24 protein-coding genes are annotated in these 23628 nt (G+C 72.3%); 16 read left to right on the forward strand and 8 right to left on the reverse strand.

Annotated elements, in window-relative coordinates; all coding sequences use genetic code 11:
• Nucleotides 1–7: 7 nt before the first annotated feature.
• Nucleotides 8–604 (reverse strand): serine O-acetyltransferase, encoded by a 597-nt coding sequence (locus ABD709_RS16100; protein WP_344777246.1) that lies wholly within the window; start codon nucleotides 602–604, stop codon nucleotides 8–10.
• Between the two features lie 35 nt (nucleotides 605–639).
• Nucleotides 640–2040, reverse strand: coding sequence for a tyrosine-protein kinase domain-containing protein (locus tag ABD709_RS16105; protein WP_344777248.1), 1401 nt, complete (start codon nucleotides 2038–2040; stop codon nucleotides 640–642).
• 158 nt (nucleotides 2041–2198) lie between these two features.
• On the opposite strand from ABD709_RS16105, the gene ABD709_RS16110 reads away from it, so the two are divergent.
• The 8 genes from ABD709_RS16110 (at nucleotide 2199) to ABD709_RS16145 (ending at nucleotide 9576) form a co-directional block, all read left to right on the forward strand.
• Nucleotides 2199–4019 (forward strand): DUF4012 domain-containing protein, encoded by a 1821-nt coding sequence (locus tag ABD709_RS16110; protein WP_344777250.1) that lies wholly within the window; start codon nucleotides 2199–2201, stop codon nucleotides 4017–4019.
• Nucleotides 4020–4325: 306 nt separating this feature from the next.
• Nucleotides 4326–5174: a sulfurtransferase gene (locus tag ABD709_RS16115; RefSeq protein WP_344777252.1), complete on the forward strand. Its 849-nt coding sequence runs from the start codon at nucleotides 4326–4328 to the stop codon at nucleotides 5172–5174.
• A 2-nt stretch (nucleotides 5175–5176) separates the two neighbouring features.
• Nucleotides 5177–5473, forward strand: a complete 297-nt coding sequence (locus ABD709_RS16120) for a DUF1416 domain-containing protein (protein WP_344777254.1) — start codon at nucleotides 5177–5179, stop codon at nucleotides 5471–5473.
• Nucleotides 5474–5489: 16 nt separating this feature from the next.
• Nucleotides 5490–5951 carry a thioredoxin family protein gene (locus tag ABD709_RS16125; protein ID WP_344777256.1) on the forward strand — a complete coding sequence of 154 codons (462 nt, stop codon included), beginning with the start codon at nucleotides 5490–5492 and terminating at the stop codon, nucleotides 5949–5951.
• Nucleotides 5948–6373, forward strand: coding sequence for a DUF4395 domain-containing protein (locus ABD709_RS16130; protein ID WP_344777258.1), 426 nt, complete (start codon nucleotides 5948–5950; stop codon nucleotides 6371–6373). Before ABD709_RS16125 ends, ABD709_RS16130 begins: the two co-directional genes overlap by 4 nt.
• 117 nt (nucleotides 6374–6490) lie before the next feature.
• A complete protein-coding gene (locus tag ABD709_RS16135; protein ID WP_344777260.1) occupies nucleotides 6491–7402 on the forward strand; it encodes a glycoside hydrolase family 16 protein in 912 nt (303 codons plus the stop codon).
• Between the two features lie 31 nt (nucleotides 7403–7433).
• The gene (locus ABD709_RS16140; RefSeq protein WP_344777262.1) at nucleotides 7434–8279 is read left to right on the forward strand and encodes a beta-keto acid cleavage family enzyme; all 846 of its coding nucleotides are present in this window, start codon (nucleotides 7434–7436) and stop codon (nucleotides 8277–8279) included.
• Between the two features lie 112 nt (nucleotides 8280–8391).
• The gene (locus ABD709_RS16145) at nucleotides 8392–9576 is read left to right on the forward strand and encodes a glycosyltransferase family 4 protein (RefSeq protein WP_344777264.1); all 1185 of its coding nucleotides are present in this window, start codon (nucleotides 8392–8394) and stop codon (nucleotides 9574–9576) included.
• A gap of 27 nt (nucleotides 9577–9603) precedes the next feature.
• On the opposite strand, the gene ABD709_RS16150 is transcribed toward ABD709_RS16145, so the two are convergent.
• The gene (locus ABD709_RS16150) at nucleotides 9604–10470 is read right to left on the reverse strand and encodes an SGNH/GDSL hydrolase family protein (protein ID WP_344777266.1); all 867 of its coding nucleotides are present in this window, start codon (nucleotides 10468–10470) and stop codon (nucleotides 9604–9606) included.
• A 23-nt stretch (nucleotides 10471–10493) separates the two neighbouring features.
• Nucleotides 10494–10856 (reverse strand): DsrE family protein, encoded by a 363-nt coding sequence (locus ABD709_RS16155; protein ID WP_344777268.1) that lies wholly within the window; start codon nucleotides 10854–10856, stop codon nucleotides 10494–10496.
• 42 nt (nucleotides 10857–10898) lie between these two features.
• On the opposite strand from ABD709_RS16155, the gene ABD709_RS16160 reads away from it, so the two are divergent.
• The gene (locus tag ABD709_RS16160; RefSeq protein ID WP_344777269.1) at nucleotides 10899–11321 is read left to right on the forward strand and encodes a lasso peptide biosynthesis B2 protein; all 423 of its coding nucleotides are present in this window, start codon (nucleotides 10899–10901) and stop codon (nucleotides 11319–11321) included.
• A 5-nt stretch (nucleotides 11322–11326) separates the two neighbouring features.
• Nucleotides 11327–11593, forward strand: a complete 267-nt coding sequence (locus tag ABD709_RS16165; protein ID WP_344777270.1) for a PqqD family peptide modification chaperone — start codon at nucleotides 11327–11329, stop codon at nucleotides 11591–11593.
• Nucleotides 11594–11606: 13 nt separating this feature from the next.
• Here the strand turns inward: ABD709_RS16165 and ABD709_RS16170 are convergent, their stop codons facing one another.
• A complete protein-coding gene (locus ABD709_RS16170) occupies nucleotides 11607–11750 on the reverse strand; it encodes a hypothetical protein (RefSeq protein WP_344777271.1) in 144 nt (47 codons plus the stop codon).
• Nucleotides 11751–11849: 99 nt separating this feature from the next.
• Between ABD709_RS16170 and ABD709_RS16175 the strand changes: the two genes are divergently transcribed.
• Complete coding sequence (locus ABD709_RS16175) at nucleotides 11850–12719, forward strand: hypothetical protein (protein ID WP_344777272.1); 870 nt, start codon at nucleotides 11850–11852, stop codon at nucleotides 12717–12719.
• Here ABD709_RS16175 and ABD709_RS16180 read toward each other — a convergent pair.
• The 3 genes from ABD709_RS16180 to ABD709_RS16190 are packed head-to-tail and all read right to left on the reverse strand — an operon-like array spanning nucleotide 12709 to nucleotide 17260.
• Nucleotides 12709–14421: an asparagine synthase-related protein gene (locus ABD709_RS16180; protein WP_344777273.1), complete on the reverse strand. Its 1713-nt coding sequence runs from the start codon at nucleotides 14419–14421 to the stop codon at nucleotides 12709–12711. The two genes, ABD709_RS16175 and ABD709_RS16180, sit on opposite strands and share 11 nt — an antisense overlap.
• Complete coding sequence (locus ABD709_RS16185; RefSeq protein ID WP_344777274.1) at nucleotides 14418–16151, reverse strand: ABC transporter ATP-binding protein; 1734 nt, start codon at nucleotides 16149–16151, stop codon at nucleotides 14418–14420. Before ABD709_RS16185 ends, ABD709_RS16180 begins: the two co-directional genes overlap by 4 nt.
• Nucleotides 16148–17260, reverse strand: a complete 1113-nt coding sequence (locus tag ABD709_RS16190) for a nucleotidyltransferase family protein (protein WP_344777275.1) — start codon at nucleotides 17258–17260, stop codon at nucleotides 16148–16150. Before ABD709_RS16190 ends, ABD709_RS16185 begins: the two co-directional genes overlap by 4 nt.
• A gap of 42 nt (nucleotides 17261–17302) precedes the next feature.
• Between ABD709_RS16190 and ABD709_RS16195 the strand changes: the two genes are divergently transcribed.
• The 5 genes from ABD709_RS16195 to ABD709_RS16215 all read left to right on the forward strand — a co-directional run bounded on the left by ABD709_RS16195 (nucleotide 17303) and on the right by ABD709_RS16215 (nucleotide 23551).
• Complete coding sequence (locus tag ABD709_RS16195; protein WP_344777276.1) at nucleotides 17303–17797, forward strand: heme-binding beta-barrel domain-containing protein; 495 nt, start codon at nucleotides 17303–17305, stop codon at nucleotides 17795–17797.
• Entirely contained in the window at nucleotides 17790–18260 is a 471-nt protein-coding gene (locus tag ABD709_RS16200; protein ID WP_344777278.1) for a Fur family transcriptional regulator, read from the forward strand. Before ABD709_RS16195 ends, ABD709_RS16200 begins: the two co-directional genes overlap by 8 nt.
• A 10-nt stretch (nucleotides 18261–18270) precedes the next feature.
• Nucleotides 18271–19329, forward strand: coding sequence for a CAF17-like 4Fe-4S cluster assembly/insertion protein YgfZ (gene ygfZ, locus ABD709_RS16205; RefSeq protein WP_344777280.1), 1059 nt, complete (start codon nucleotides 18271–18273; stop codon nucleotides 19327–19329).
• Nucleotides 19330–19469: 140 nt separating this feature from the next.
• Nucleotides 19470–21305 (forward strand): hypothetical protein, encoded by a 1836-nt coding sequence (locus ABD709_RS16210; RefSeq protein WP_344777282.1) that lies wholly within the window; start codon nucleotides 19470–19472, stop codon nucleotides 21303–21305.
• A 56-nt stretch (nucleotides 21306–21361) separates the two neighbouring features.
• Nucleotides 21362–23551: a tetratricopeptide repeat protein gene (locus tag ABD709_RS16215; protein ID WP_344777285.1), complete on the forward strand. Its 2190-nt coding sequence runs from the start codon at nucleotides 21362–21364 to the stop codon at nucleotides 23549–23551.
• Nucleotides 23552–23628: the final 77 nt, after the last annotated feature.

The following is a 23628-nucleotide window of genomic DNA, read 5'->3' on the forward strand; positions in this document are numbered from 1 at the left end:
GCGCCCGTCACTCGGCCTGGGCCGGTGCGGGGGCCGGGACGGACCGCGTGGGGTCCTGGTCGAACGGCAGCAGGTGCCGCACGATCTTGGCCGGTGCGCCCGCGACGATGACGTTGTCCGGCACGTCCTTGGTCACGACCGAGTTCGCGCCCACGACCGATCCGTGGCCGACGTGGACCGGTCCGAGCACCACCGCGTGGGCGCCGATCGTGACGTGGTCGCCGAACGTCGGGAACCCGGCGGCGTCGGCGCTCCCGCGTCCCGGCTCACCCAGCACAGCGCCGGGGTAGATGCGGAAGTCGACGCCGGTCTTGACGTGCGCGCCGATCATCACGCCGGTCGAGTGCGCGAGGGCCAGGCCCGGCGAGAGCTGGGCGTCGGGGTGGATCTCGGCGCCCGACCAGGCCAGGCCGATCGAGCGGATCACGAAGGCGAGGGGACGCAGCGGCGTCTGGGCGACGGCGTGCGCCAGCCGGAACAGGACGACGACGTGGACCTGGGGCGCCGCGAGCGCCTTGCCGATCACCCAGACCCAGAAGCCGATCCCGGTGCGCCTGGTCGGGTCGACATTGGACCGGAGGTCGGCCTCGATCGTACGGAGCATGGGGCGAAACGTACTGGCTACAGGCGTGGACCGCGCTACTTCTTCGATTTCGTCTCGTCCCCGGTCGCCTTGCGGCGCGGAACGGGGGCGGTCTCCTCGTAGTAGTAGTAGTAGTACGAGCCGATCGCCCGCTTGGCGACCATGTTGACCACGACGCCGTAGAGCCGGCCGCCGACCTGGCCGAGCCGCGTCAGCGCCTCGCTGACCTGGTCGCGCGTGGTGCGACCGTGGCGGATCACCAGGATCACGCCGTCCGCGAGGGTGGACAGCACCGAGGCGTCCGCCACCGGCAGCAGCGGCGGGGCGTCGATGATGACCGTGTCGTAGGACTGGCGCAGCCGCTTGATCAGGTCCTGGGTCACCCGCGCCTGCAGGATCTCCGTCGGGTTCGGCGGCTTCGCGCCGCTGGCCAGCACGTGGAGGCCACTGGGCTCGTGCACCTGGATCGCGTCGCTGATGTCGGTCTTGCCGACCAGGGCGGTCGTGAGGCCGATGGCCGGGTCGAGGCCGAGGCCGGACGCGACCCGCGGACGCCGCAGGTCGGCGTCGATGATCAGCACGCTGCGGCCGGTCTGCGCCAGCGCCACGGCGAGGTTGGTGCCGGTCATCGTCTTGCCCTCGCCGGGCACCGCGCTGGTGACCACGAGGACGCGGGCCTTGTGGTCCAGGTCGATGAACTGCAGGTTCGTGCGCAGCAGCCGGAACGCCTCGGTGCGGGCGGCGAAGCCGCCGAGGTCGGTGAGCAGCGGTGCGCTGCGGATGTCCGGGTCGAAGGCGACGCTCGCCAGGACCGGCGCCTCGGTGAGGTCGGCGACGTTCTCCGCCGTGCGGATCGTCCGGTCGAGCAGGTCGCGGGCGATCGCCAGGGCGATGCCGAGCATCAGGCCGATGATCACCGAGACGATGATGTAGAGCACCACATCCGGGCTGACCTGGTCGGGCTCGTAGCTCGCGGGGTTGGTGACGTTGGCCTTCACCTGGGAGACGCCGGCGCTGTTGTCGGGCGTCTCGATCTCGGTGATGTAGTCGGTGAACTGCTTGGTGACCTCGTCGGCGATCGTCTGCGCCTGGCGTGCGTCCCCGTCGGTCACCGTGATCTCGATGAGGACGGTGCCCTCGATGACCTCGGCGTTGATGTGCGAGGACAGGTCCTCCGCCGTCTCCTGGAGGTTCAGTGCGTCGATCACCCGGTCCGCGAGCTCGGAGCTCTCCGCGATGTCGGCGTACGACGCGGCCCGCTGGCTCAGGAACGCCTGCGCCGAGTAGGCGTCGGTCAGGTTCGTGAAGTCCACGCTGAGGAACACGCGCGCCTTGGACTCGTACTGCGGCGTCTGGATGTAGATGGCGGCGCCCGCGACGGCGACCGCGACGACGATCATCGCGATGACGCTGCGCCAGCGGCGTCGCATGACCTGCAGGAACTGCTTCAAGTCCACGTGGATCGACCTTGGGCTAGAGATGGCGGACGAACTGAGAGGCAGCCAAGCTCGGCCGCGCCCCGCGTCCAGTGAACGACGCCAGGGATACTAAGGCACGGGTGGACGCCCACGCACAGATGACTCGGAGAGTCGCGCCGTGGGGCATCCTGTGCCCTGTGTCTCCCCTCGTCCGCCGGCGGCGCGGCCCGCGCTCGCTCTGGCACCGCGCGCGCACCGGGCTGGCCAGCCGGCCCGTGGTGCTGGTGTCGCTGGTGCTGGGCGGGATCCTCGTGCTGGGCATCCTGTGGTGCGCCTTCGTGGGCTGGCGGGCCTCGAGCGACCTGACCGAGGTGCGACGCGACGGCGAGATCATGCGGGACCGGCTGGTCGACGGAGACGCGGCCGGCGCGCGCGAGGCGCTGAGGAACTATCAGGACGCCGCGGCTGCCGCCGCCGACCGCACCGACGGCCCGACCTGGTGGACGTTGGAGCACCTGCCCGTGTTCGGTGACGACGCGCAGGGCATCGCCGTCGCCTCGAGCGTGCTCGACGACCTCGGCCAGCAGGCGCTGCCGGAGCTGGTCGACGCCGCGGACCAGGTGACCTCGCGTGCGTTCCAGCCGCAGGGACACCGGTTCCCGGTGTCGACGATCACCGACGCCCAGGAGCCTGCCGAGAAGAGCGAGGCGGCCTTCGCCGACGCCGACCGGAGGCTCGACGCGGTGGACAGCTCGGGGTTCGTCGGACCGGTTCGTGAGGGCTTCGACAGCCTGCGCTCCCTGGTCACGACCTCGCGCTCCACGCTCGGGTCGGTCTACCGCGCGGCGCGGATCATGCCGGACCTGCTCGGCGCGAACGGCCCGCGGCACTACCTCCTCGTCTTCGAGAACAACGCCGAGCTCCGCTCGACCGGCGGCCTGGCGGGTTCCGTGTCGCTGCTCGCGGCCGACGACGGCCGGGTCGACATCGTCGACCAGGAGGCGACCCACTCGTTCGGCAACAGCCGGCGCTCACCGGTGCCGCTCACCCGCGAGGAGGAGCAGCTGTTCGGCCCGGCGCTGGGGCAGTACTTCCTCGACGCCGACCTGACCCCCGACGTCCCGCGGGCGGCAGAGCTGATGGCGGGGCACTGGGAGAAGGCCTACCACCAGCGGGTCGACGGCGTCTTCATGATCGACCCCGTGGCGGTCTCCTACCTGCTGGCGGGCACGGGGCCGGTCCCCGTACCCGGCTACGGGCCGGTGACGGCGTCGACGGTCGTGCAGCTGGTGGAGAACGAGATCTACAAGCAGACGACGAGCTTCGCCGCGCACGACGCCTACCAGGACGCCGTGGCCAAGGCCGTGTTCAACGCCTTCGCGGACGGCCGGGGAGACCCCGTCCAGCTCGTGACCGGGCTGGTCCGCGGCGTGGCGGAGGGCCGGATCCGGGTGCACAGCTTCGACAAGGACGTCCAGCAGCAGATCTCCGGCACGGCGATCGCGGGTGAGCTGCCGTCCGAGGACCCCGCGGTGGGGGTCTACCTCAACGACGGCACCGCCTCGAAGATGTCCTACTACCTCCGGTACGACGTGCACCTGGTCGCGCGGTCCTGCACCGGCGACGTCCAGGACCTCTCCGGCTCGATCAAGCTCACCAACGACACCCCGCCGGACATCGCCGACTACCCGTGGTCGGTCACCGGCGACAAGAACCGGCCCGACTACTGGGTGACCGGCGAGCAGCAGGTGGTGATCTACCTGATGTTCCCGGGCGACGGGCAGCTCGAGAGCCTCGAGATCGACAACCGGGCGATCAACCCGCCGTCGACACGCCCGCTCGAGCACCGCACGGTCGCGCCGATCTACATCGACCTGCAGCCGGAGGAGACCAGCACCGTCAACTTCGTGCTGCGCACCGGTCACGGTCAGACCGGCGACGTCCACCTGTTCGTCACGCCGGGATCGCAGCCCGGCAGCCAGTCGACGACGGTGAGCAGCCACTGCTCGTCTCAGTGAGCGGACATCAGTCTCGCGGAATGGGACGGGCGCTGTGGACGCCTGGCGGGGCGCCCTAGTGTTGGTGGCATGTCGACGACCATGCTGACCAAGCGACGCGCGGTGGACTACTCCCGCGTCCGCTCGGCGCTGTGTCGAATGCGCTGAGCGGGGTCTGATCCTCCCGGCGGTCCGCCGCCCGACTGGCACCCGGCGCAAGCTCTCTGACGTCTCGTCGTCGCCTGCTGTGCGCGCCCTCGACCCCCCCGCGTCTTGACGAGCCAGTCATGATGTATTTCTAGCAACTCACTCGACAAAGGATATTCCATGAGCCGCGAGAACTCGCTCGTCACCGCCCAGTGGGTGGAGGACAACCTCGACAACGCCAAGGTGGTGCTCGTCGAGGTCGACGAGGACACCACGTCCTACGACAAGGGCCACATCCGGGGAGCCATCAAGCTCGACTGGACCACCGACCTCCAGGACCAGGTCCGCCGCGACTTCGTCAACAAGGAGCAGTTCGAGGCTCTCCTGTCCGACCGGGGCGTCGCCAACGACGACACCGTCGTCCTCTACGGCGGCAACAACAACTGGTTCGCGGCCTACGCCTACTGGTACTTCAAGCTCTACGGCCACCAGGACGTCAAGCTCCTCGACGGCGGCCGCAAGAAGTGGGAGCTCGACAGCCGCGAGCTGGTCACCGACGCGCCGAGCCGCGAGAAGACCCAGTACACCGCCCAGGAGCAGGACGCCTCGATCCGCGCCTTCCGCGACGAGGTCGTCGCCGCGATCGGCACCCAGAACCTGGTCGACGTGCGCAGCCCCGACGAGTTCGCCGGCCGGCTGCTCGCCCCGGCGCACCTCCCGCAGGAGCAGGCGCAGCGCGCGGGCCACATCCCGACCGCCGCGAACGTCCCGTGGAGCAAGGCGGCCAACGACGACGGCACCTTCCGCTCCGACGACGAGCTGAAGGAGATCTACTCCGAGGCCGGCGTCGACTGGAGCAAGGACACCATCGCCTACTGCCGGATCGGTGAGCGCTCCTCGCACACCTGGTTCGTGCTCAAGGAGCTGCTGGGCCAGGAGAACGTCAAGAACTACGACGGCTCCTGGACCGAGTACGGCTCGCTGGTCGGCGTTCCCGTCGCCCTCGGCGACGAGCCCGGGGAGGCCTGAGCATGTGCGGAGCCACTGAGGGCGGTCTGTCGCTCGACGGCGTCAACGTCGCCAAGGAGGCCGTGATCCAGGGCCAGGTCGTCCGGGACGGCGAGCCGGTCCCGAACGCCTACGTGCGACTGCTCGACCGGACCGGCGAGTTCACCGCCGAGGTCCCCACCTCGGCCACCGGCCACTTCCGGTTCTTCGCCGGCGACGGCCAGTGGACGCTGCGCACCCTCGCGCCCAAGGCCGAGCCGGTCGACCGGGTCGTCGAGGCCGCGACCGGCAGCGTCGCCGAGGTCACCGTCAGCATCTGAGAGGCCTGGACCACCCATGACCGGAGTCGTCGTGCTCGCCGTCGCCCTCGTGGCGACGGCGGGCTTCGGCGTGCTCCGGTGGCGCACCGACGGCAACTTCTCGCCGAGTCGGCTCAAGCTTGAGCCGACTCGACGGGGTTCGACCCAAGTTTCTGCCGACTCGGCGTGGTCGCACGTGCTGGCCGCGCTCCCCGGGGAGCGGCCGGGGGAGCGCGCGACGCTCGTGCAGTTCTCCTCGGCGTTCTGCGCGCCGTGCCGGACGGCGCGGGTGGTGCTGTCCGACGTGGCGTCGAAGGAGTACGGCGTCCGCCACGTCGAGGTGGACGCGGAGCAGCACCTCGACCTCGTGCGCGCCCTCGACGTACGCCGGACGCCGACCACCCTCGTGCTGGACGCCGACGGCCACGAGCTCGTCCGCGCAGCGGGGGCGCCGACCCGCCAGCAGGTGCTGGCCGCACTGCCGGTGACGTCGTCGTGACCGGCATCGACCCCCGGGGGCCGCGCTTCACGGCCTCGGTCACCGCGGTGCTCCTCGTCGCCGCCTTGCTCACCCCGCCGGCGGTGGCCGGCACGCTCGTGGCGATCCAGCTGCTGTTCTTCCTGTCCGGCGTGCTGCTCGGCGTGCAGCACACCCCGACCGGGCTGCTCTTCCGCAGCCTCGTGCGGCCACGGCTCAGCCCGCCGGCGGACCTCGAGGACCCGCGGCCGCCGCGGTTCGCCCAGGGCGTCGGGCTGGTGTTCACGGCCGTGGCGCTGACCGGCTACCTCAGCGGTGCGACCCTCCTCGGCCAGGTCGCGGTCGGGCTCGCCCTGGTCGCCGCGCTGCTCAACGCCGTGATCGGCCTCTGCCTGGGCTGCGAGCTCTACCTCCTCGGCCTGCGCGTCGCGCGCAGGCCGTAACCAGCGCGACACCCATCCCGTTTTCTCCGCAGTGTCGCCTGTTCCCGCCGTCTGGCGTTGGCGTCGCCATGGGGGAACGGAGCAGAGGAAGTGCGGAACCTGACACGAGCAGCCGGCGTGGTCCTGATCAGCCTCGCCATCCTCGCGACCGCGTGTGTCGAGCACGACGGCGCCTCCGGCGCGCCGAGCTCCCCCGCCACGAGCGGATCGGTGTCGGCCTCGACGAGCCCGGCGCCCACGACGCCCCCGGCTGCCCCGTGCGCCGGCGAGCACCCGCGCAAGGCCGACGGCGGCACCTACACGTGCACGTTCGACGACGAGTTCACCGGCACGACCATCGACACGACGAAGTGGCAGGCGGGCACGACCGCGCGGAGCGGGCTGTCCTCGCCCAACCACGACTGCTACGTCGCCCTGCCGGGCAACATGTCGGTCTCCTTCGGGTCGCTGCACCTGACGGCCAAGCACGCGGACCACGCGTTCACCTGCAAGAGCCCGCGCGGCGACTTCACGACGGAGTTCACCGGCGCCTCGCTCACGACCCGCGACCGGTTCTCCCAGGCCTACGGCCGGGTCGAGTTCCGGGCGCGCTTCCCTCAGGCCACCACTCCCGGTGTGCACTCGGCGCTCTGGATGAACCCCGCCACCAACGTCTACGGCGCGTGGCCGCTCTCGGGCGAGATCGACGTGGCCGAGTGGTTCAGCGCCGACGCCGGCTACGTCTACCCGACGCTGCACTACGGCGGCGCACGCCTGGGCGTGACCCACAAGTGCGAGGTGCCCACCCCCGGCGACTGGCACCAGTACGCCGTCGAGTGGACGAAGACCTCGATGCGGTTCCTCTACGACGGCGTCGAGTGCTGGAAGACCGGGTGGAAGCCGGTCGCGCCGGTGAAGCCGCCGGCCCCCTTCGACCAGCCGTTCAACATCGTGATGAACCAGGTCTTCGGCGGCGGCTGGAACGCCGTCGACGAGCTGACGCCGACCTCGGTCACGATGGACGTCGACTGGGTGCGGGCCTGGAAGTAGGTCGCCGGCCCGCTCGTGCCACGATGACGCGGTGACCACCACCACCGTCCCGGCGGAGGCCCTTCTCGTCACCGTCGCGCCCACCGGCGCCGAGACCACGAAGGCCGACTGCCCCCGCCTCCCCACCACCCTCGAGGAGCTCGTCGCCACCGCCCGGGAGTGCGAGGCCGCCGGCGCGGCCATGATCCACGTGCACATCCGCGACGACGACCACCTGCCGACCCTCGACCTGGCCCGGCTCACCGACACGGTGCAGGCGCTGCGGGAGGGGACCGACCTGGTCGTCCAGCTCTCGACCGGCGGATCGGTCCACGACCCGCTCGACGTACGCCTCAAGGTCCTCGACGCCGCACCCGACTCCTGCAGCCTGACCATGGGCACCACCAACTTCGGTGACGACGTGTTCAGCAACCCGTGGCCGTTCGTCACCGAGCTCTACCAGCTCAGCCAGGAGCGCCAGGTCGTGCCGGAGTTCGAGCTGTTCGACCTCGGCCACGTCGCGGCGCTGCACCGGCTCCTGGACCGCTACGGGCTTCCGTACGGCGGTCGCGTCCATTGCGACCTGGTGATGGGCGTGCCCGGCGGCATGCCCGGCACCGCCGACGCCCTGGTCGCCGCGGTCGCGGCGCTGCCGCCCCAGGTCACGAGCTGGTCCGCGACCGGGATCGGCCGCAGCACCCTCCCCGTCGCCCTCGCCTCGCTTAGCAAGGGCGGGCACCTGCGGGTCGGCATGGAGGACGTGCTGACTCTCCGCCGCGGGGAGCCGGTCACCTCGAACCGGCAGCTCGTCGACCGCGCGGTCGCGCTCGGCGGCCTCGCGCAGCGCCGCCCGATGACCACCGCCGAGGCAAGGGCGCTGCTGGGACTCACCGGCTGACTGGAACCTGTTCCTACCCGCCGGTAAAGAGTCAAGTGACCTACTCGCACCTCGGTCGTTAGGGACACCAGGACGTCCGAAAACAGCCGAGCGAGAGTGGGGCCCCCAACCCATGCGCGTTCTTGTGCACGACTACAGCGGCCACCCGTTCCAGGTGGAGCTGAGTGGCGAGCTCGCCCGCCGTGGTCACGAAGTTACCCACTCCTGGTGCGAGGCACACGTCTCGGGCAAGGGAAATCTCGGCGGCGTCCCCGGCGTCACCTTCGACTCCATCGCCCGCGGCGAGGTGATCGAGAAGCTGAGCTTCCGCCGGCGCCTGGTCCAGGAGCTGCGGTACGGCGTACAGCTGGCCCGCCAGGTCCGGCGGCTGAAGCCGGACGTCGTCCTCTTCGGCAACGTGCCGGTCCCGATGATGGTCGTCGTCACGCTCTACTTCGTCCTCGCCCGGGTCCCGGCGGTCTCCTGGCAGCAGGACGTCCAGGGCGTCGCGATGCGGTCGTTCGCGGGCGAGAAGCTGTCGCGGGGGTTCGTGGTCCTCGCCTCGGTCGCCGGCTGGCTGGAGAAGTGGTGCAACCGCCGCGCCGCCGCGATCGTCGTGATCTCCGACGGCTTCCTCGACGTCCACCGGGCGTGGGGGACCTACGACAAGACGACCGTGATCCCCAACTGGGCGCCGCTCAAGGAGCTCGTGCCGACCCGTCGCGACAACGCGTGGGCCTGCGAGCACCGGGTCGAGAACGTGCCCCACCTCGTCTACTCCGGGACGCTCGGCCTCAAGCACAACCCCAAGCTGCTGGTGCAGGTCGCCGCGGCCGTCCGTGCGCAGGGCACGCCCGCCCGGCTCAGCGTGATCACCGAGGGCCCGGCCGTCGCCGTGGTTCGCGAGGAGGCCGACCGCCTCGGCGTACCGGTCAACCTGCTGCCGTTCCAGCCCTACGAGCGGCTGCCCGAGGTCCTCGGCTCCGGCGACATCCTGTTGGTCGTGCTCGACCAGTCCGCCGGCGCGTTCTCGGTGCCGTCGAAGACCCTGTCCTACCTCTGCGCCGCCCGGCCGATCCTGGGCCTGATGCCCGAGGAGAACCTCGCCGCCGCCCTGGTCGACGAGGCCGGCGGCTGCGTGCTGCCCCCCACCGAGGCCTCGGTCGACGCCGCGGCGGAGTGGATCGCCGAGGTGCTCGAGGATCACGACGCCTGGGACAAGCTGGGCCGCCGGGCCCGCGACCTCGCCGAGCGCGAGTTCGACCTCGAGAAGTGCGGCGGCGAGTTCGAGCGGATCTTGCTCGGCGTCGGCCGCTGACCCGTCCGCCCCGGCGAAGGGGTCGCGTCAGCCGATCGCGTCCAGCACCTGCCGGCTGACGAACTCCTGCTCCTCGGGGTAGGGGTGCAGGGGGGCGGCGTGGCCGTCCTCGGCGTGCACGCCCGCGATCCACGGGTCGTCGCTGCAGATGTCGTGGCCCTCGCTACCGGTGGCGGTGTCGATGAACCGCACGCCGGCGCGGTCGGCGGCGGCGGCGACGGAAGTGTTGATGCCGTCGATGATCCGGCGGGCCAGCGGGTAGTCGCCCGGCGCGAGGGGGAGCTCGTCGCAGGTGCCGTGCGCGGGAATGATGCTGGGGTAGCCGATGACGAGGACGTCGGCGTTGGGCGCGAGGTCGGTGACGTCCTTCAGCCGGTCGGTGACGTTGTCCTCCATCTGGCTGAGCAGGTCCTTGAGCGAGGCGTTCGGGTTGGCCTCGGCCGCGTCGGTGCAGGGGCTGTCCGCGTCGGGCTCCCGGACCGCGAGCGCGGGGCAGGTGATGAACACGATCCCGATCAGGTGGTAGTCGTTGGCGCCGATGCCGACCGTCACGAGGTCCGTCTCGTCGTTGAGGGCGTCCAGCTGCGGCGCGACGAGGTGTACGCCGCCCGGCTTCCACGGGTCGGTCAGCTGGGTGGTGCTCGCGCCCGAGCAGCTCACGTCGTGGAGGTCGGCGTCGGTCACCTTCGCCACCAGGTGCGGGTAGTTGGCCTCGCTGCGGTGGCAGCCGTCGTCCCCGTCGGGGAACCCGGTCCTGGGCGCGGCCGTGTAGGAGTCGCCGATCGCGACGTAGATGTCGCTCGCGCCGGTGGAGTAGGTACGCCCCGCGGAGTCGCACGCGGCCAGGCTCGAGACGAGCAGCCCGACGACAGGCAGGACGGGCCACACGCGCATGCCCGAAATCTACGGGGCCGCCCCTAGTAGACGAGCGCCTGGGCGTGCTCCGCCATGATCTCCTCGACGAACACCGGCGCGCCGGCCATCCGCACGCCGGCGACCAGGTCCTTCTCCCAGATGTCGCGGCGCGCCGCGCATTGGCTGCACACCGTCACCGAGCCGAGCGACAGCACCGTCTGCAGCAGGTCGGGCAGGGGAGTGGCGAGCGGCAGGTCGAGGTCGGCGGCGCGGCCGGGCAGCGCGAACCACGCCGCCTCGCCGGTCAGCCACAGGGACACCGGTACGCCGGACGCTGCCGCCGTGGCCGCCACGGTGAAGCCCTGGTTGCACCGCTCCGGGTCGTCGGTCCCGCAGGTCACCTTGACGACAAGACTCCTGGTCACGGCGGTCACGGTAGCGCTGGTCGGGTGTGGGACGCTGCGGTCATGACCGACTGGGCCCGGGCTCGGCACCGGCTCCGGGTGCTCGAGGCGATCGTGCTCCTCCTGGTCGCACGAGTGCTGCGCAAGGGCGTGGCGATGCGGCGCTGGTCGGGGCTCCTCGGCGCCACCGGGCCGGTGCGCGTCGGGTTCGACGTCGGGCCGCTGGCCGGCACCGAGGCCGACGTCGGGCGGGCCGTGGCGAGCGCGGCTCGCCGTACCTCTGCCAACTGCCTGGAGCAGGCGGTCGCCGCGAGCCTGATGCTGCGCGCCCGGCGTACCCCGAGTGTGGTGGTCATCGGGCTGGACGCCCAGCGGCCGACCGACGTGCCGCACGCCTGGCTCGTCGGCCGGTCGGGGACGGTCGTGGTCGGCGGCGACGTGGTGGACCGGTTCCGCCCCGTGAACCAGTTCGGCCACCTACGATGACGCCCGTGACAGGGGGGACGATCAGCAGGCAGCCGGGCGTGGTCGAGGCGCAGTTCGACGACATCCGGGTGGTGCTCAACGAGGACCTCGCCTACCTCGGCCTCGACGAGGTCGGTCAGCGGGTGTGGGACCTGCTGGAGGAGCCGCGTTCACTCGACGGCGTGGTGGGTGCGCTCTTGGAGGAGTACGACGTCGACCGCGCGACCTGCGAGCGGGACGTCGCAGCGTTCGTCGCCGCGCTGGAGCAGCACAAGCTGGTGACGCGCGGCTGAGCCGCGCGCTGGCTCAGCTGTGGGCGAGCAGCTTGCCCTGGGTGTGGTGGCCGTCGTGGCCGTGGTCGAGCAGGAACTCGGCGGCCACGGCCGTGCCGATCTCGCGGACGGTCGGCGCGCGCCACTCTTTCCTGTCGGACGGAGCGGTCTGGGACATGGGACACCTTCGGGGTCTCTTGGGGAGCACACAGCAAGCTGCGGTCCATAGTATGCGCCCGATCGCCCAGGTTGGCGAGCGGGTTCCTAGAGTTACATCGTGCACAACGTCGCGGGGGCGGGGAAAGTCACGCTCGACCCGCCCTCGATCACCCGTGAGGTCCTCGGCGTCCCGGTCGTCGAGGGGGAGACCCCCGAGCCGTGGGACGCCCCGGTCGTCGCCCGGCCGTACTGGTGGGCCGACGCCGACCGCCTGCTGTTCCGGTCCGACGACGGCGCGAGCGTGTACGTCGAGCGCGGCGCGGTCACGCTCAGGGCCCCGGACGGCGAGAGCCGCATCGCGAACGACTGGCTGGCCTACGCCACAGCGGCGCGGGCCCTCCTGACGCTTGACGGCCGCTACAACCTGCACGCGACGCTCGTCGCCGCGCCCGACGGACGGATGGTCGCGATCCTCGGCGACTCGCGCGCGGGGAAGTCGACCACGACGGTCGAGCTCGTGACCCGCGGCTGGGGCTTCGCGTGCGACGACATCGCCGAGGTCGTGACGGGGCCGAAGGGTGCGCTCGCCCGGCCCGTCGAGCGGCCCGTCCACCTCTCCGAGGCCGCCGCCCGTCGCCTCGGCGGCGACCCCGCCGTCGGCCGGTGGCTCCCCGAGCGCGAGAAGCGGGTCTACGCGGTGGTCGGCGCCGACCTGACGCCGCGCCCGCTCGCGGCGATGGTGCTGCTGAGCACTCTTGCCGCAGGCAACCAGGTCGAGGTCCGGCCGGTGCCGGCCCTGCAGGCGATCACCACGGTCGCGGACAGCGGGGACCGCTACGGCGTCTGCCACCTCCCCGAGCACCGCTCGGCGTACCTGCGGTGGGCCACCGAGCTCACCCGCACAGTCCCGCTGTGGACGGTCGCCCGCCCGGCCGAGGGCGACAGCGTCGCCGCCGTCGCCGACGCCGTCGCGTCGATCAGCGGCTGAGGACCTCGTCCTCGTACCAGACGACGAAGTGGCCGAGTGAGAACGCGCGGCCGTAGACGTCCTGCCAGAGCACGGCGGTGTCCGGGTCGGTGAGCAGCGGGCTCACGACCGACGCGAGCAGCTCGAGGTCGAGGATCTCGGGCACGACGGGCGAGGCCCGGAACCGCTCGAGGAGCTCCTGGTAGGCGGGCACCTGACCGACTACCCACGCCGGGCCGTCGGCGCTCTGCGCCCCCCAGGTGCGGCGGAGCCGCACCACGTCGGGGAGTACGCCGAGCGCGGTCTCCCGGGCGAGGCCGCGGTCACGGCCGCCGGCGAGCCACGCCTCCTCGGGCATCCGGAGCGCCGTGGCGACGAGCTCGGGGTCGGAGAGCGGGTCGCTCCACCACACAGAGTCCGACATGTCCTGGGAGAGGCCGAACCGGGCGCCGTCCAGACGGACGAAGTCGATCCAGGCGGCGCGGTCGGGGGTGCCGAGCCCGGCCTGGGCCCGCTCGTAGTCCGCCCGCGCGGCGTCGCTCAGCCGGTCGAGACGAGCCGGGAGCGACTCGAGCATCGCGATCCATTCCGGGCGCAAGCCCGAGCGCCGCATGCGTTGCTCGCGGCGCGCGGCGAGCACCCGCGCCGGAAGGGTCTCACGGACCACGCTCCGCGCCGCCCGCCCCCAGCTGAGGCCGGTGCCGTGGCGCAGCGCCACCTGCCGCAGCAGCGCGTCGACTCGGCCCCGACGCGCAAGGGTGCGGAGCACGCCGTCGGAGCTCCTCGAGAACGTCGCGTTGCCGGCGCCTCCGGTCAGCAGCAGCGGAGACCTCAGCGTCTCGCTCCGGCGGACGATCTCGTTGAACCACACCTGGTTCAGCGGGTTGAACGCAGGTTGCCAGGTCCGCTCCATCGCCCAGCGGTCGGCCTCGAGCGGGGTCGTCAGCGTGGTGTTGGCGACCGGTGACCAGGAGAGGCCGTCGATGGACCGCGCGATGGCCTCGGCGTAAGGGCCATCGTCCGCGTCCCAGGCTCCGGGCGGGTCGTCCGTGCCGGGGATGGGCACGTGCGTGAAGGCCTGGACCGACCGGCCCTCGGGCGCGAGCAGGCCGGCGGCCGTCGCGGCGACGGTGCTCGAGTCGAGACCGCCGGACATGGTCGCGGTGACCTGACCGGCCCCCGGCAGGGACACGCGTACGGCGTCCCGCACCGCCCCCCGGAGCAGCCGCGGCGCCTCCCGCACCCGGATCGAGCGGTCCTCGTCGACGTCGGGCTCGAACCACCGGCGCACGGTGACGGTCCCGCCCGGCTCCTGGACGAGGACGTGCCCGTTGGGGACCCGGGCGATGCCCTCGAAGATCGTGACGGCGGGATCGTCGTGGTGCACGGCGAGGTCCACCAGCTTGGCCACGTTCAACGCCGGCGGCCGGGGGAGCGAGCGGATCAGGTCGCGCGGGTGCAGGGCGACGTGCAGCCGGCCGTCGACGACGGCGTACAGCCCGGACTGCTCCCAGCGCGGGCTGGTCGCGACGACGGTCGCGCCGTCGGGCCGGGCGGCGACGGCGACGAACCCCTGGCGCACCGGCGTCGGCCCGGCGCACCCGCCGAGCAGCCAGCGCCGCAGGGCCGCCGCGTGGACGGGCGCAGGGCCGTGGACCGCGGCGAGGTCGGGGCCGTACCGCCGCCAGTCGCCGCACAGGACCGGCCCGGTCGTCGGCGTCACGCAGGACCCGCCTCGTTGCTGAACAGGTGGTCCGGGTCGAGCGCGACTACCGCGTCGGCGACCTCCGCGATCGACGCGCGGTGCGTGGCGATCAGGATGGCCGCCCCGGTCGCCCGCAGGTTGGCCAGGACCGCGCGCTCGGTCGCCGGGTCGAGGGACGAGGTCGCCTCGTCGAGGACGAGCAGGTCCGGCTGCCGGGCGAGCGCGCGGCCGATGGACAGCCGCTGCTGCTCGCCGCCGGACAGCTGGGCGAGGTCGTTGAGCACGGTGTCGATGCCGTCCGGCAGTCGGCGTACGACGTCGGCGACCTGCGCGCCCTCCAGCGCGGCCCACAGCGCGTCGTCGCTCAGCTCGCGGCCCGCGGACCAGGTCAGGTTCTCCCGCACGCTCGCGGGGATCAGCACCGTCTGCTGCGGTACGTAACCGAGCCGCGCCCGCCAGGCCCGCGGGTCGCCCACGGGCATCCCGTCGACGAGCACCTCGCCCGCCTCCGGCACCAGCAGCCCGAGGGCGACGTCCAGCAGCGTCGACTTCCCCGCCCCGCTCGGCCCGGTCACCGCCACCAGCGCCCCCGCCGGCACCTCGAGGTCCAGCCCGTCCAGCACCGCCCCCTCGCCGTACCCCACGGTCACTCCCCGCAGCTCCAGCAGGGGTCTCGATACGCCGGCTCGTTCCTCGCCGGCTACTCGACCAACACCCGGACCATCCGGTGGTCGAGTAGCGGCCGAGGAACGAGGCCGCGTATCGAGACCCTCGGCGTGTGCCGTCTCCTCGATGATCCGCTCGACCGCGTCCAGCGACGGCGCGAAGTGGGCGAACGCCTGCCCCTCGCCGAGCAGCGCGCGTGCGGTGGTGAGCAGGCGGGTGGTGACGACGGCGAGGGCGACCAGCTCAGCGACGCCGAGCCCCATCGTCCGGCCGAGCACGACGAGCAGCAGGGCGATGCCGAGGGCAGCGAAGCTGACGAGGGCCTGCGTCCCGGCGGTGTGCTCGACGTACCTCCGCTGCACCCGGCGCCCGCCGTCGGAGGCCTCCCGCAGCAGCCGGAGCCACTGCGCGGACGCCTCGTGCGCGCGGATCAGCCGCAGCGAGGAGAGCGAGTCGGTGACGGTCGCGCTGAACAGCATGGTGCGCGCGGTCCACTCGACGCCGAGGTCGACGCTGCGGCGTACCCCGCGCCGGGCCACCAGCACGACGACCAGGAGGCACCCGATCGCCGGGAGTCCGAGGCGCGGCTCGATGATCACCGCGACCACCGCGCTCGCGACGAGGAGCAGCGCGTCGACCATCATCCGCAGCGTCAGCTCGAACGCGGCCTCCGCCCGCTCGGCCTCGACGGTGGTCGCGTGCACGACGTCGCTGCGCCGCTGGGTCGCGAGGTAGGACCAGTCCGCCTCGAGGATCCCGCCGAGCGCGCGCAGCCGGAGGGCGTCCAGGGTGCGCAGCCGCAGGTCGGCGCTGGTGACGGCCGACCACCACTGGACCGTCCCACGCAGGAGTACGGCGACGCCCGCCAGCACGACGAGCGTCGTGGGGCTGATCGAGGCACCGACCACCGGCACCTGCGGGTGGTCCGAGCCCGCGAGCAGCTGGATCAGCGGCACCAGCAGCGCCAGCACCGCGCCCTCGAGCACGGACCCGAGCAGCATCGCCAGCAGCAGCCGCACGATCGCCGGCGTACCGCAGGCCGCGACGGCGTTGGCGAGGTAGCGGCGCGCGCGGGCGGTCACCGGTCGCCTCCCGGCGCCCACGCGTCGGACGGCCGGGACCGCGCGGCGAGGCCGTGCAGGATCGCGCCCGCGGCGTCGTGCTCCGGTACGTGCGCCACCCGCAGCGGCGGCAGCACCAGGCTCGCCAGTGCGACCCCGATGTCGCGGGGGGAGCGGCTGCCGGCCAGGCAGTAGGTCGTGTAGCGCAGCGCCGCGTCACCCTGGAAGCGCGTGAACCGCATCGTGCGCCGCTGGGCGCTCAGCGCCCGCGGCAGGCCGGCGCGCACCCGCCGGAAGGGCGGGACCGGTTCGGGCAGCCCGACGGTTGCCTCGGTGACGGTGAGCGACGTGCGCGCGAGCCGGTCGGGGCGGGCCGGCCAGGCGGCCCGGTCGCGCGCGAGGCGGTGGATGTCGACCAGGCTGCGCAGCGAGCCCCAGTCGTCGCGCGCGGCGTGCCGCAGGGCGTGCGCGAACGCGTCGGACCGGCTCATCGTCGCGACCGACACCGGCCCGACCTGGATCCTCTCGCGCCGGGACCAGAGCTCGGCGAAGGACGGCAGGGCGTCGTATGTCGGGTCCAGCCGCCAGTGCAGGTCGACGGTCCCGGACGCGCCCTCGAGCCCGATCTCGTGGGCGACCCGTCGCTGGTAGCCCCACATCCAGCTGCCCGGGTCGCTCGCGTGCTGCGGACGGATGGTCCACCCGGCGGCCCGGATCCGGTCCAGAGCGGCCTCGAGGTCGTCCACGTCGACGAGCACGTCGACGTCACCGGCGCCGCGGGCGGTCAGGTCCCCGGTCAGCTGTACGGCGAGGGCCGCGCCCTTGAAGAAGAGGTGGTCGATCCCGTCGAGCGCCGTGTCGACGGCCGCGATCGCGCGTACCTGGCTCATCGCACCGAGCCGGTCGTCGCGGGTCCCCTCGGCGACGGGCTCCGCCACCTCCCTGGGCAGCGCGAGCGCCTCCGCGGCCGCGGAGAGCGGCTGCGCCACGCGGTGCCGGTCGACCGCCGCGACGAAGTCCCGCACGGGCACCTGGCCGCCCCACTGCCACCGCGGCGCGCGCCCGTCCTCGACCAGGAGCGCCGAGCGCACGGCTCGGCGTACCTGGGAGACCGCGGCGGGGGTCAGCACGGGGTCAGTCTGCCCGGTGGTGCGGCCCTAGACTGGTTCATCGTGGCCTTCGAGATCCCCCCGAACCTGCACCCCGACTGCGGCCCCATCGCGTGGCTGCTCGGCACCTGGCGCGGCAACGGCCACGGCGACTACCCGACCATCGAGAAGTTCCAGTTCGGCCAGGAGCTGATCTTCCAGCAGGACGGCCGGCCGTTCTTCCACTACATGTCGCGCTCCTGGATCATCGACGAGGAGGGCAACAAGGTCCGCGAGGCCGCGCAGGAGACCGGGTTCATCCGGGCTCGACCCGAGGGCCGGATCGAGATGGTGCTCGCCGTCAACACCGGCTTCTCCGAGATCTGGTACGGCCAGGCCGAGGGCGGCAAGATCGAGCTCCGCACCGCCGGGATCGGGTTCACCGAGTCGGCCAAGGAGGTCACCGAGGGACACCGCCTCTACGGCAACGTCGACGGCGACCTCCTCTACGCCTACGACATGGCGGCCGTGGGCCAGCCGCTCCAGCCCCACCTCTGGGCCCGCCTCCAACGTGCCTGACGTCCCCCGCTCCGCGCCCGACTGGCGTGCCGCCCTCCGCGAGAAGGGCTACCGCCTCACGCCGCAGCGCGAGCTGATCCTGACCGCGGTCGACGAGCTCGGCCACGCGACGCCCGACGAGGTGCTCGTCCACGTCCAGCAGCAGGCGAGCACGATCAACGCCTCCACGGTCTACCGCACGCTCGAGGTGCTCGAGGAGCTCGGCCTGGTCCGGCACGCCCACCTCAGCGACCGTGCGCCGACCTATCACTCCACCCGCGGACACACCCACTTCCACCTCGTCTGCCGGGGCTGCCGCAAGGTGATCTCGGTCGACGCGGAGGAGGCCGCGCCGTTCGTGGAATCCCTGACCACCCTCCACGCGTTCACCCCAGACCTGGGCCACCTGACCGTCTTCGGTCAGTGCGACGACTGTCGGCCGGTGGTCGAGGAGGTCGCGAAGCGACCGTCACGAGACCCATGAGGAGATCTTCATGATCAGCCCGCTGCTCAACCTTCCCGGCGCGGTCGCCGGCGACGGCATCGACGCGGGGGTGGCGGCGCACTACGGGAGCCTGTACGGCGAGCAGCGCGCCCTGGCGGCGGGGGAGGGCTTCGTCGACCTGTCCCACCGCGACGTGCTCCGGGTGAGCGGTCCGGACCGCCTCACCTGGCTGCACTCGCTGACCTCCCAGGCCTTCGAGGGTCTCCAGCCCGGCGTCTGGACGCACGCCCTCGTCCTCAGCCCGCAGGGCCACATCGAGCACGCGTTCGCGGGTGTCGACGACGGGGAGGCGTTCACCGCCCACACCGAGCCCGGCCGCGCGGCCGCGCTGATCGACTTCCTCGACCGGATGCGCTTCATGATGCGCGTCGAGGTCACCGACGTCACCGCCGACATCGCAATCGCCTGGCGCCCCGCTCCGCCCGGTGGTCGAGGAGGTCGCGCTAGCGACCGTCACGAGACCCCCGGGCCGTCCGGCGAGGCCGGCCGCTACGACCTGATCCCCCGCGACCAGCTCGAGAAGTACGCAGACGCCGCCGGCCCGGCGGCCGGGCTGTGGGCCTTCGAGGCCCTCCGCATCGCCCGCGGCGAGCCGCGCTTCGGCATCGACACCGACGAGCGGACCATCCCCAACGAGGTCGGCTGGCTCGGCGTCGAGGACGGCCCCGCGTGGGCGGCGGTCCACCTCGACAAGGGCTGCTACCGCGGCCAGGAGACGATCGCCCGGGTGCACAACCTGGGCCGCCCGCCCCGCCGCCTCACCCTGCTCCACCTCGACGGCTCGGAGAACCGCCTCCCCGCCGCCGGCTCGCCGGTGGTTGAGGTGCGAGGCGCCCCAGCGCCGAGCCTCGAAACCTCCGGCGCCCCCACGCGACCCGTCGGTCGCGTCGGCTCCTCCGCCCGCCACCACGAGCTCGGCCCGATCTCGCTGGCCCTGCTCAAGCGCAACGTCGCCATCGACGCGGCGCTCGACGTCGACGGTCTGCCGGCGTCGCAGGAGGTCCTCGTCGACCCCGAGGTCGGCCTGCACTTCCGCCCGCAGCGCTGAACGGCCTGCGCGGCAGTGCCACCGTGCCTACGATGAGGCGGTGGTGGGCTTCGTGAGCGGGCAGCGTCGACGGCCTCGTCGAGCCCGTCCGGGCCCCCGGCCCTGAGGAATCGGTCGTGCAGGCGGACGGACGAACACGCGTGGACCGGGTCCGCGGCGTCTACCGGAGCGGCTTCGAGACCTCGGAGTTCCAGCCGGGCGGGTCGCAGGAGCGGTGGAGCGCGCACTTCTCCGACGGGGCGACCGCGGACTGGGTCGTGCCGAGCTGGACCGAGATCGGGTTCTGGGAGCAGGAGGTCGTCGTCGACGGGCTACTCACCCAGCTCGGCAGCTACGGACACATGGGCGCCTGCGACCGGGGTTTCGAGATCCGCAGGATCTGGGAGGCCGACGGCAGCTCGTTCCGCGCGGGACGCCCGGGATCCTCAGGCATCGCTCCGCGGGCACGAGCCGGGGCGACCGACGCCGCGCTGCACCACGAGATCCGCGCTCTGGTCGACCAGCACGGCATCGACGTGATCCTCAACCCCGCCGCGTTCCAGGCCGCGCTCGAGGACGTGCTCGGGGACACGTCCTTGCCGGTCGGGGTCCTGAGCGTGCTGACCGACGCCGTCCGGACGCGCACGGCCGAGCAGCTGCTGCGGGTGATCGACAACGGCGGCGATCCCGAGGCGGCCGTGCGATCGGTGAGCTTCCGCTTCGCGCAGGAACGAGGCGGAGGCGAGCCGGCGATCTGCGCCTGGGCGTGCGCAGCACTCGGTTATGGGGCCAGCCGGGTCGACGAGCCGACGATGGCGAAGTTCTCGCTCGGCGAGCCGCCGGCGCAGTGGCCGCCAGGAGGCGACGCACGAACGATGCCGCCGGACCGCCCGACCGGCCCACCAGGGCCGCCCGGCGGTCGAGCCGAGGTCACGGTCACACGTCCGGCCGAGGATTCCCCTCCCGGGGAGGAGCGCCGTACGCCGCCGCCGGAACGCCCGCGGTGGCCGCGTGCGGTCGTGGCTCTGGTCGCCGCGCTCGTTGCGCTGGCGCTGGTCGCAGGAGGCATCACCTGGTGGTTGAGAGCCGCAGACGACGACCCGCCGAGCAGCGGCGGCGGGACCACGACGGACGACGGTGCGGAGGACGTTGACCTGAGCGACGTCGACGCACAGTTCGCCGACCTCTCAGCGACCATCACCGCCGCGGTCACCGAGTGCGTGGACGCCTCGACGTCGACCGACCCGGGCTCCGAGATCGACTGCACGCTGCCAGGAGGGACCCTGACACTGAGCCGTTACCCCACGCTGACGGACCTCGACGCCGCACGGAAGCGGCTGATCGACACCCGGGCGGGCACCCTCCGCGACGCGGAGCGTGGGCACCGGTACTACTCCTTCGACCCTGCTCGGACCGGGAGCAGCGAGCCGGCCGAGGTGTACTGGGACTCAGCTGAGTCCTTGACCTCGGCTCACCTCGTCGGCGCGAGGGTCGCCGAGCTCGAGTCGACGTACGAGGCCACGGATCCGACCGTGCCGGCGTCCACTGCGCCCGACAGTCCAGCGCTGATCCGGATGGCCACTGAGTTCGCGCTGACCGAGTGCCACAAGGTGCACACATACTCTCCCGGAGAGGTCGAGGAGTCCGAGTGCACTCTCGGCAGCAGTACGGCGTACGTGGCGCAGCTCGACAGTCGGCAGTCCTTCCTGCTCTACCGAGCCAAGGTCACGAGCTACCAGCGCGAGGACCGGCGGTACCACGGCCCCACGCTGGTCTGCTACCAGCTCGACGACGACCCCGGCTGCGGGTCGACGGCGGGGGAGCACCGTAGCGGCCAGATCAGGGGCTACGTCGCCGGCGACGGAACGCGCTCCGAGAGCGGAGTGCTGTACATCGACGACCCGAGCCGCCTGGCGTTCCTCGAGATCTGGGGCTTCGAGGGCCGGGGACAGGCGGACCCCGATGCGCTCCTCGGGGTCGCCTACCCGCAGTACTGAGGGACGGAGCTGCCGAAAGGCAGCGGGCAGGGCGTTGCTGCCCTTTACCCTCGGACATGGGCCTTTTCCGTCGCTCCCGCGCGACACAGCCGGCCGATCGGCACACGGCGATCGACCACACCGCCGTCGAACGGTTCGCGGCCACCCAGCAGGGCTTCCCCGTCATCCAGGAGCACCGCCTGGTCGGCCTGCTCCCGCTTCCGGACGGCGGTCATGCCGAGCTGTGGACTGTGGCCAGCCACCCGCCACGCGACTTCGCCACCGTCGTCGCGCGTCCCGGCGGCTCGATCCAGTGGATGTGGCTGGCCACGCGCCCAGGGCCCGACGGCGCTTCACGGGTCGAGTTCTTCAACGACCAGAGCACCTTCGGCAGCACCCACCGGGTCCCGCCGGTCCCCGACATCGAGACGTGGGGCGCGATGTCCGAGCAGGTCGTCCCGGCCCTCATGGACCGCGTCGACAGCGAGCGCCGCGGCACGGTCGACCACGCGAACCCGCCCGGAGGCACGACCCCGGCAAGCTCCCACCAGCCCCTCGAGCAGTTCGCTGCAGCCGGAGGCGCACCAGCGCTCGTCGCCTGGCGTGATCGGCCCGACCTCGCCCCGTCGGCACCCGCCGGTGGAGGCCGGATCGAGATCTGGGACCAGGTCTCGGCCAGGGGACCGATCAGCTACCTCCACCTGGGTGTCGGCTACCGCGCCGACGGCACGATCGCCGCGATCGCCGGCGCAGAGGTCGCTCCGGACCTCCATGACAACTGCTTCCTCGGCTTGTTCGTGGGCGGGGGGCACACCAACCTCGGCGAGAACGACGACGTGCGGGACCCGGTCCGGTTCGCCGCCACCGCCGAGCGCCTCCTCGCTCCCCTGATCGTCGACACGCCCGCAAGCCCGCGCGCCGGCGACCGGCCTCGGCCAGACGAGCGCGACCGCGCGGACATCGAACCGGTTCTCGCCGCCGGTACCCAGGAAGTCCGTGGCCTGGACGAGGAGAGCGCACACGAACGTCTTCGTCAGGTACGGATGCGCGCCGTACGCACCTGGCAGCCGGTCGAGGCGGGGACCAGCGCCACGCAGCTGCGAGCACTGCCCGCGATCCTGTTCGCTCTTGGTGCGACCACCGCCGCGCACGTCGTCGAGGCGGCGGCGACACGGCCCGGTGATCCCGGCGCCCTGTTCGACGCCGGCTATCAGCTCTACGACATCGGTCTCCCAGAGCTCGCCATCGAGCCGCTGTCCGAGGCGCTCACGCTCGACCCGAGCCACGTCACCGCGCTCGTCGAGCTCGGCCTCTGTCTGGAGACCGTGGGACGCCCGGACGAGGCGGCTCGTCTCTACGCCGCTCATCGCGACCTCGTCGCCCAGAGCTCCGACGCCCAGGGGCTGTCGCTCCACTACTCGGCGATGATCGGGGACCTGGACGCGGTGGCCCTCGGCCTGAGGACAGCCGACCGGGCCAGCCCGTTCTGGGACCGGGCCCAACGACGCCTGGCGCGAGCCCAGGCAATCGACAGCGGCCGGTGGACGGGAAGCCCGCTGCGACGTTGGGAGGCGATTCTCAGCGGGACGGTGCTGCTGCACCTCGCGACGATCGGGTCGGAGGAGATGAACGGGCGCTACGCCGCCCTCTTCGACGACTACGCCCGGATGCGGCACGTCCTGAACCTGGCTGCGGCCGCGCTCGCCCGCTCCGGCCGTGAGGTCCGGAACGTCGTGCCCGCCGCGGACCGGGACTCCCGCATCCTCGCGGGCGCGTTCGGCACCGCTCTCGGCGTCCCGCTGGTCGACTGGGAGGAGTGGTCACCCGCGGAGGCAGGGGTCAGCCTGCTGGTGGCCTTCGACGGGTCGCGTGACAGCTTCGGTGACCGCGACCTGCGCGAGGAGCCTTCGGTCGTCACGTTCGCCTACTCGCTGGACTGGACGAGGGCCGGAGTGCTCGTCCCAGACCTGACGGGACTGCTGGCCCAATCGATCACGCCGCCGTGGGGCCAGCGGATGCGGGTCAAGGACATGGCCGACCCGTCCGCCGGCATCGAGACGATCCCCGCCGACGAACGAGACCCCCGCCTGGTGGCTGCTGATCTCATCGCGGCATCTCCCGGCCCGGAGTACGTCGGTGACGCTCGTGAGGTGATCGAGCTCGTCGACCGACTGGTCGGCGACCGCGCACCCATCGGTCTGCTCGACGGTGCTCGCGACACGTACTTCGAGCTGGACACCTTGATCACATCCGCCCGGTTCACCTGATGAGTCGTGTGCCGGTGCAGATCAAGGCAGGGAACGCGAAGGGCGCCCTCCGTGCGGAGGGCGCCCTTCGGCGTGGG

The sequence above is a fragment of the Nocardioides panacisoli genome (assembly GCF_039537325.1).
Classification (GTDB): Bacteria; Actinomycetota; Actinomycetes; order Propionibacteriales; family Nocardioidaceae; genus Nocardioides; species Nocardioides panacisoli.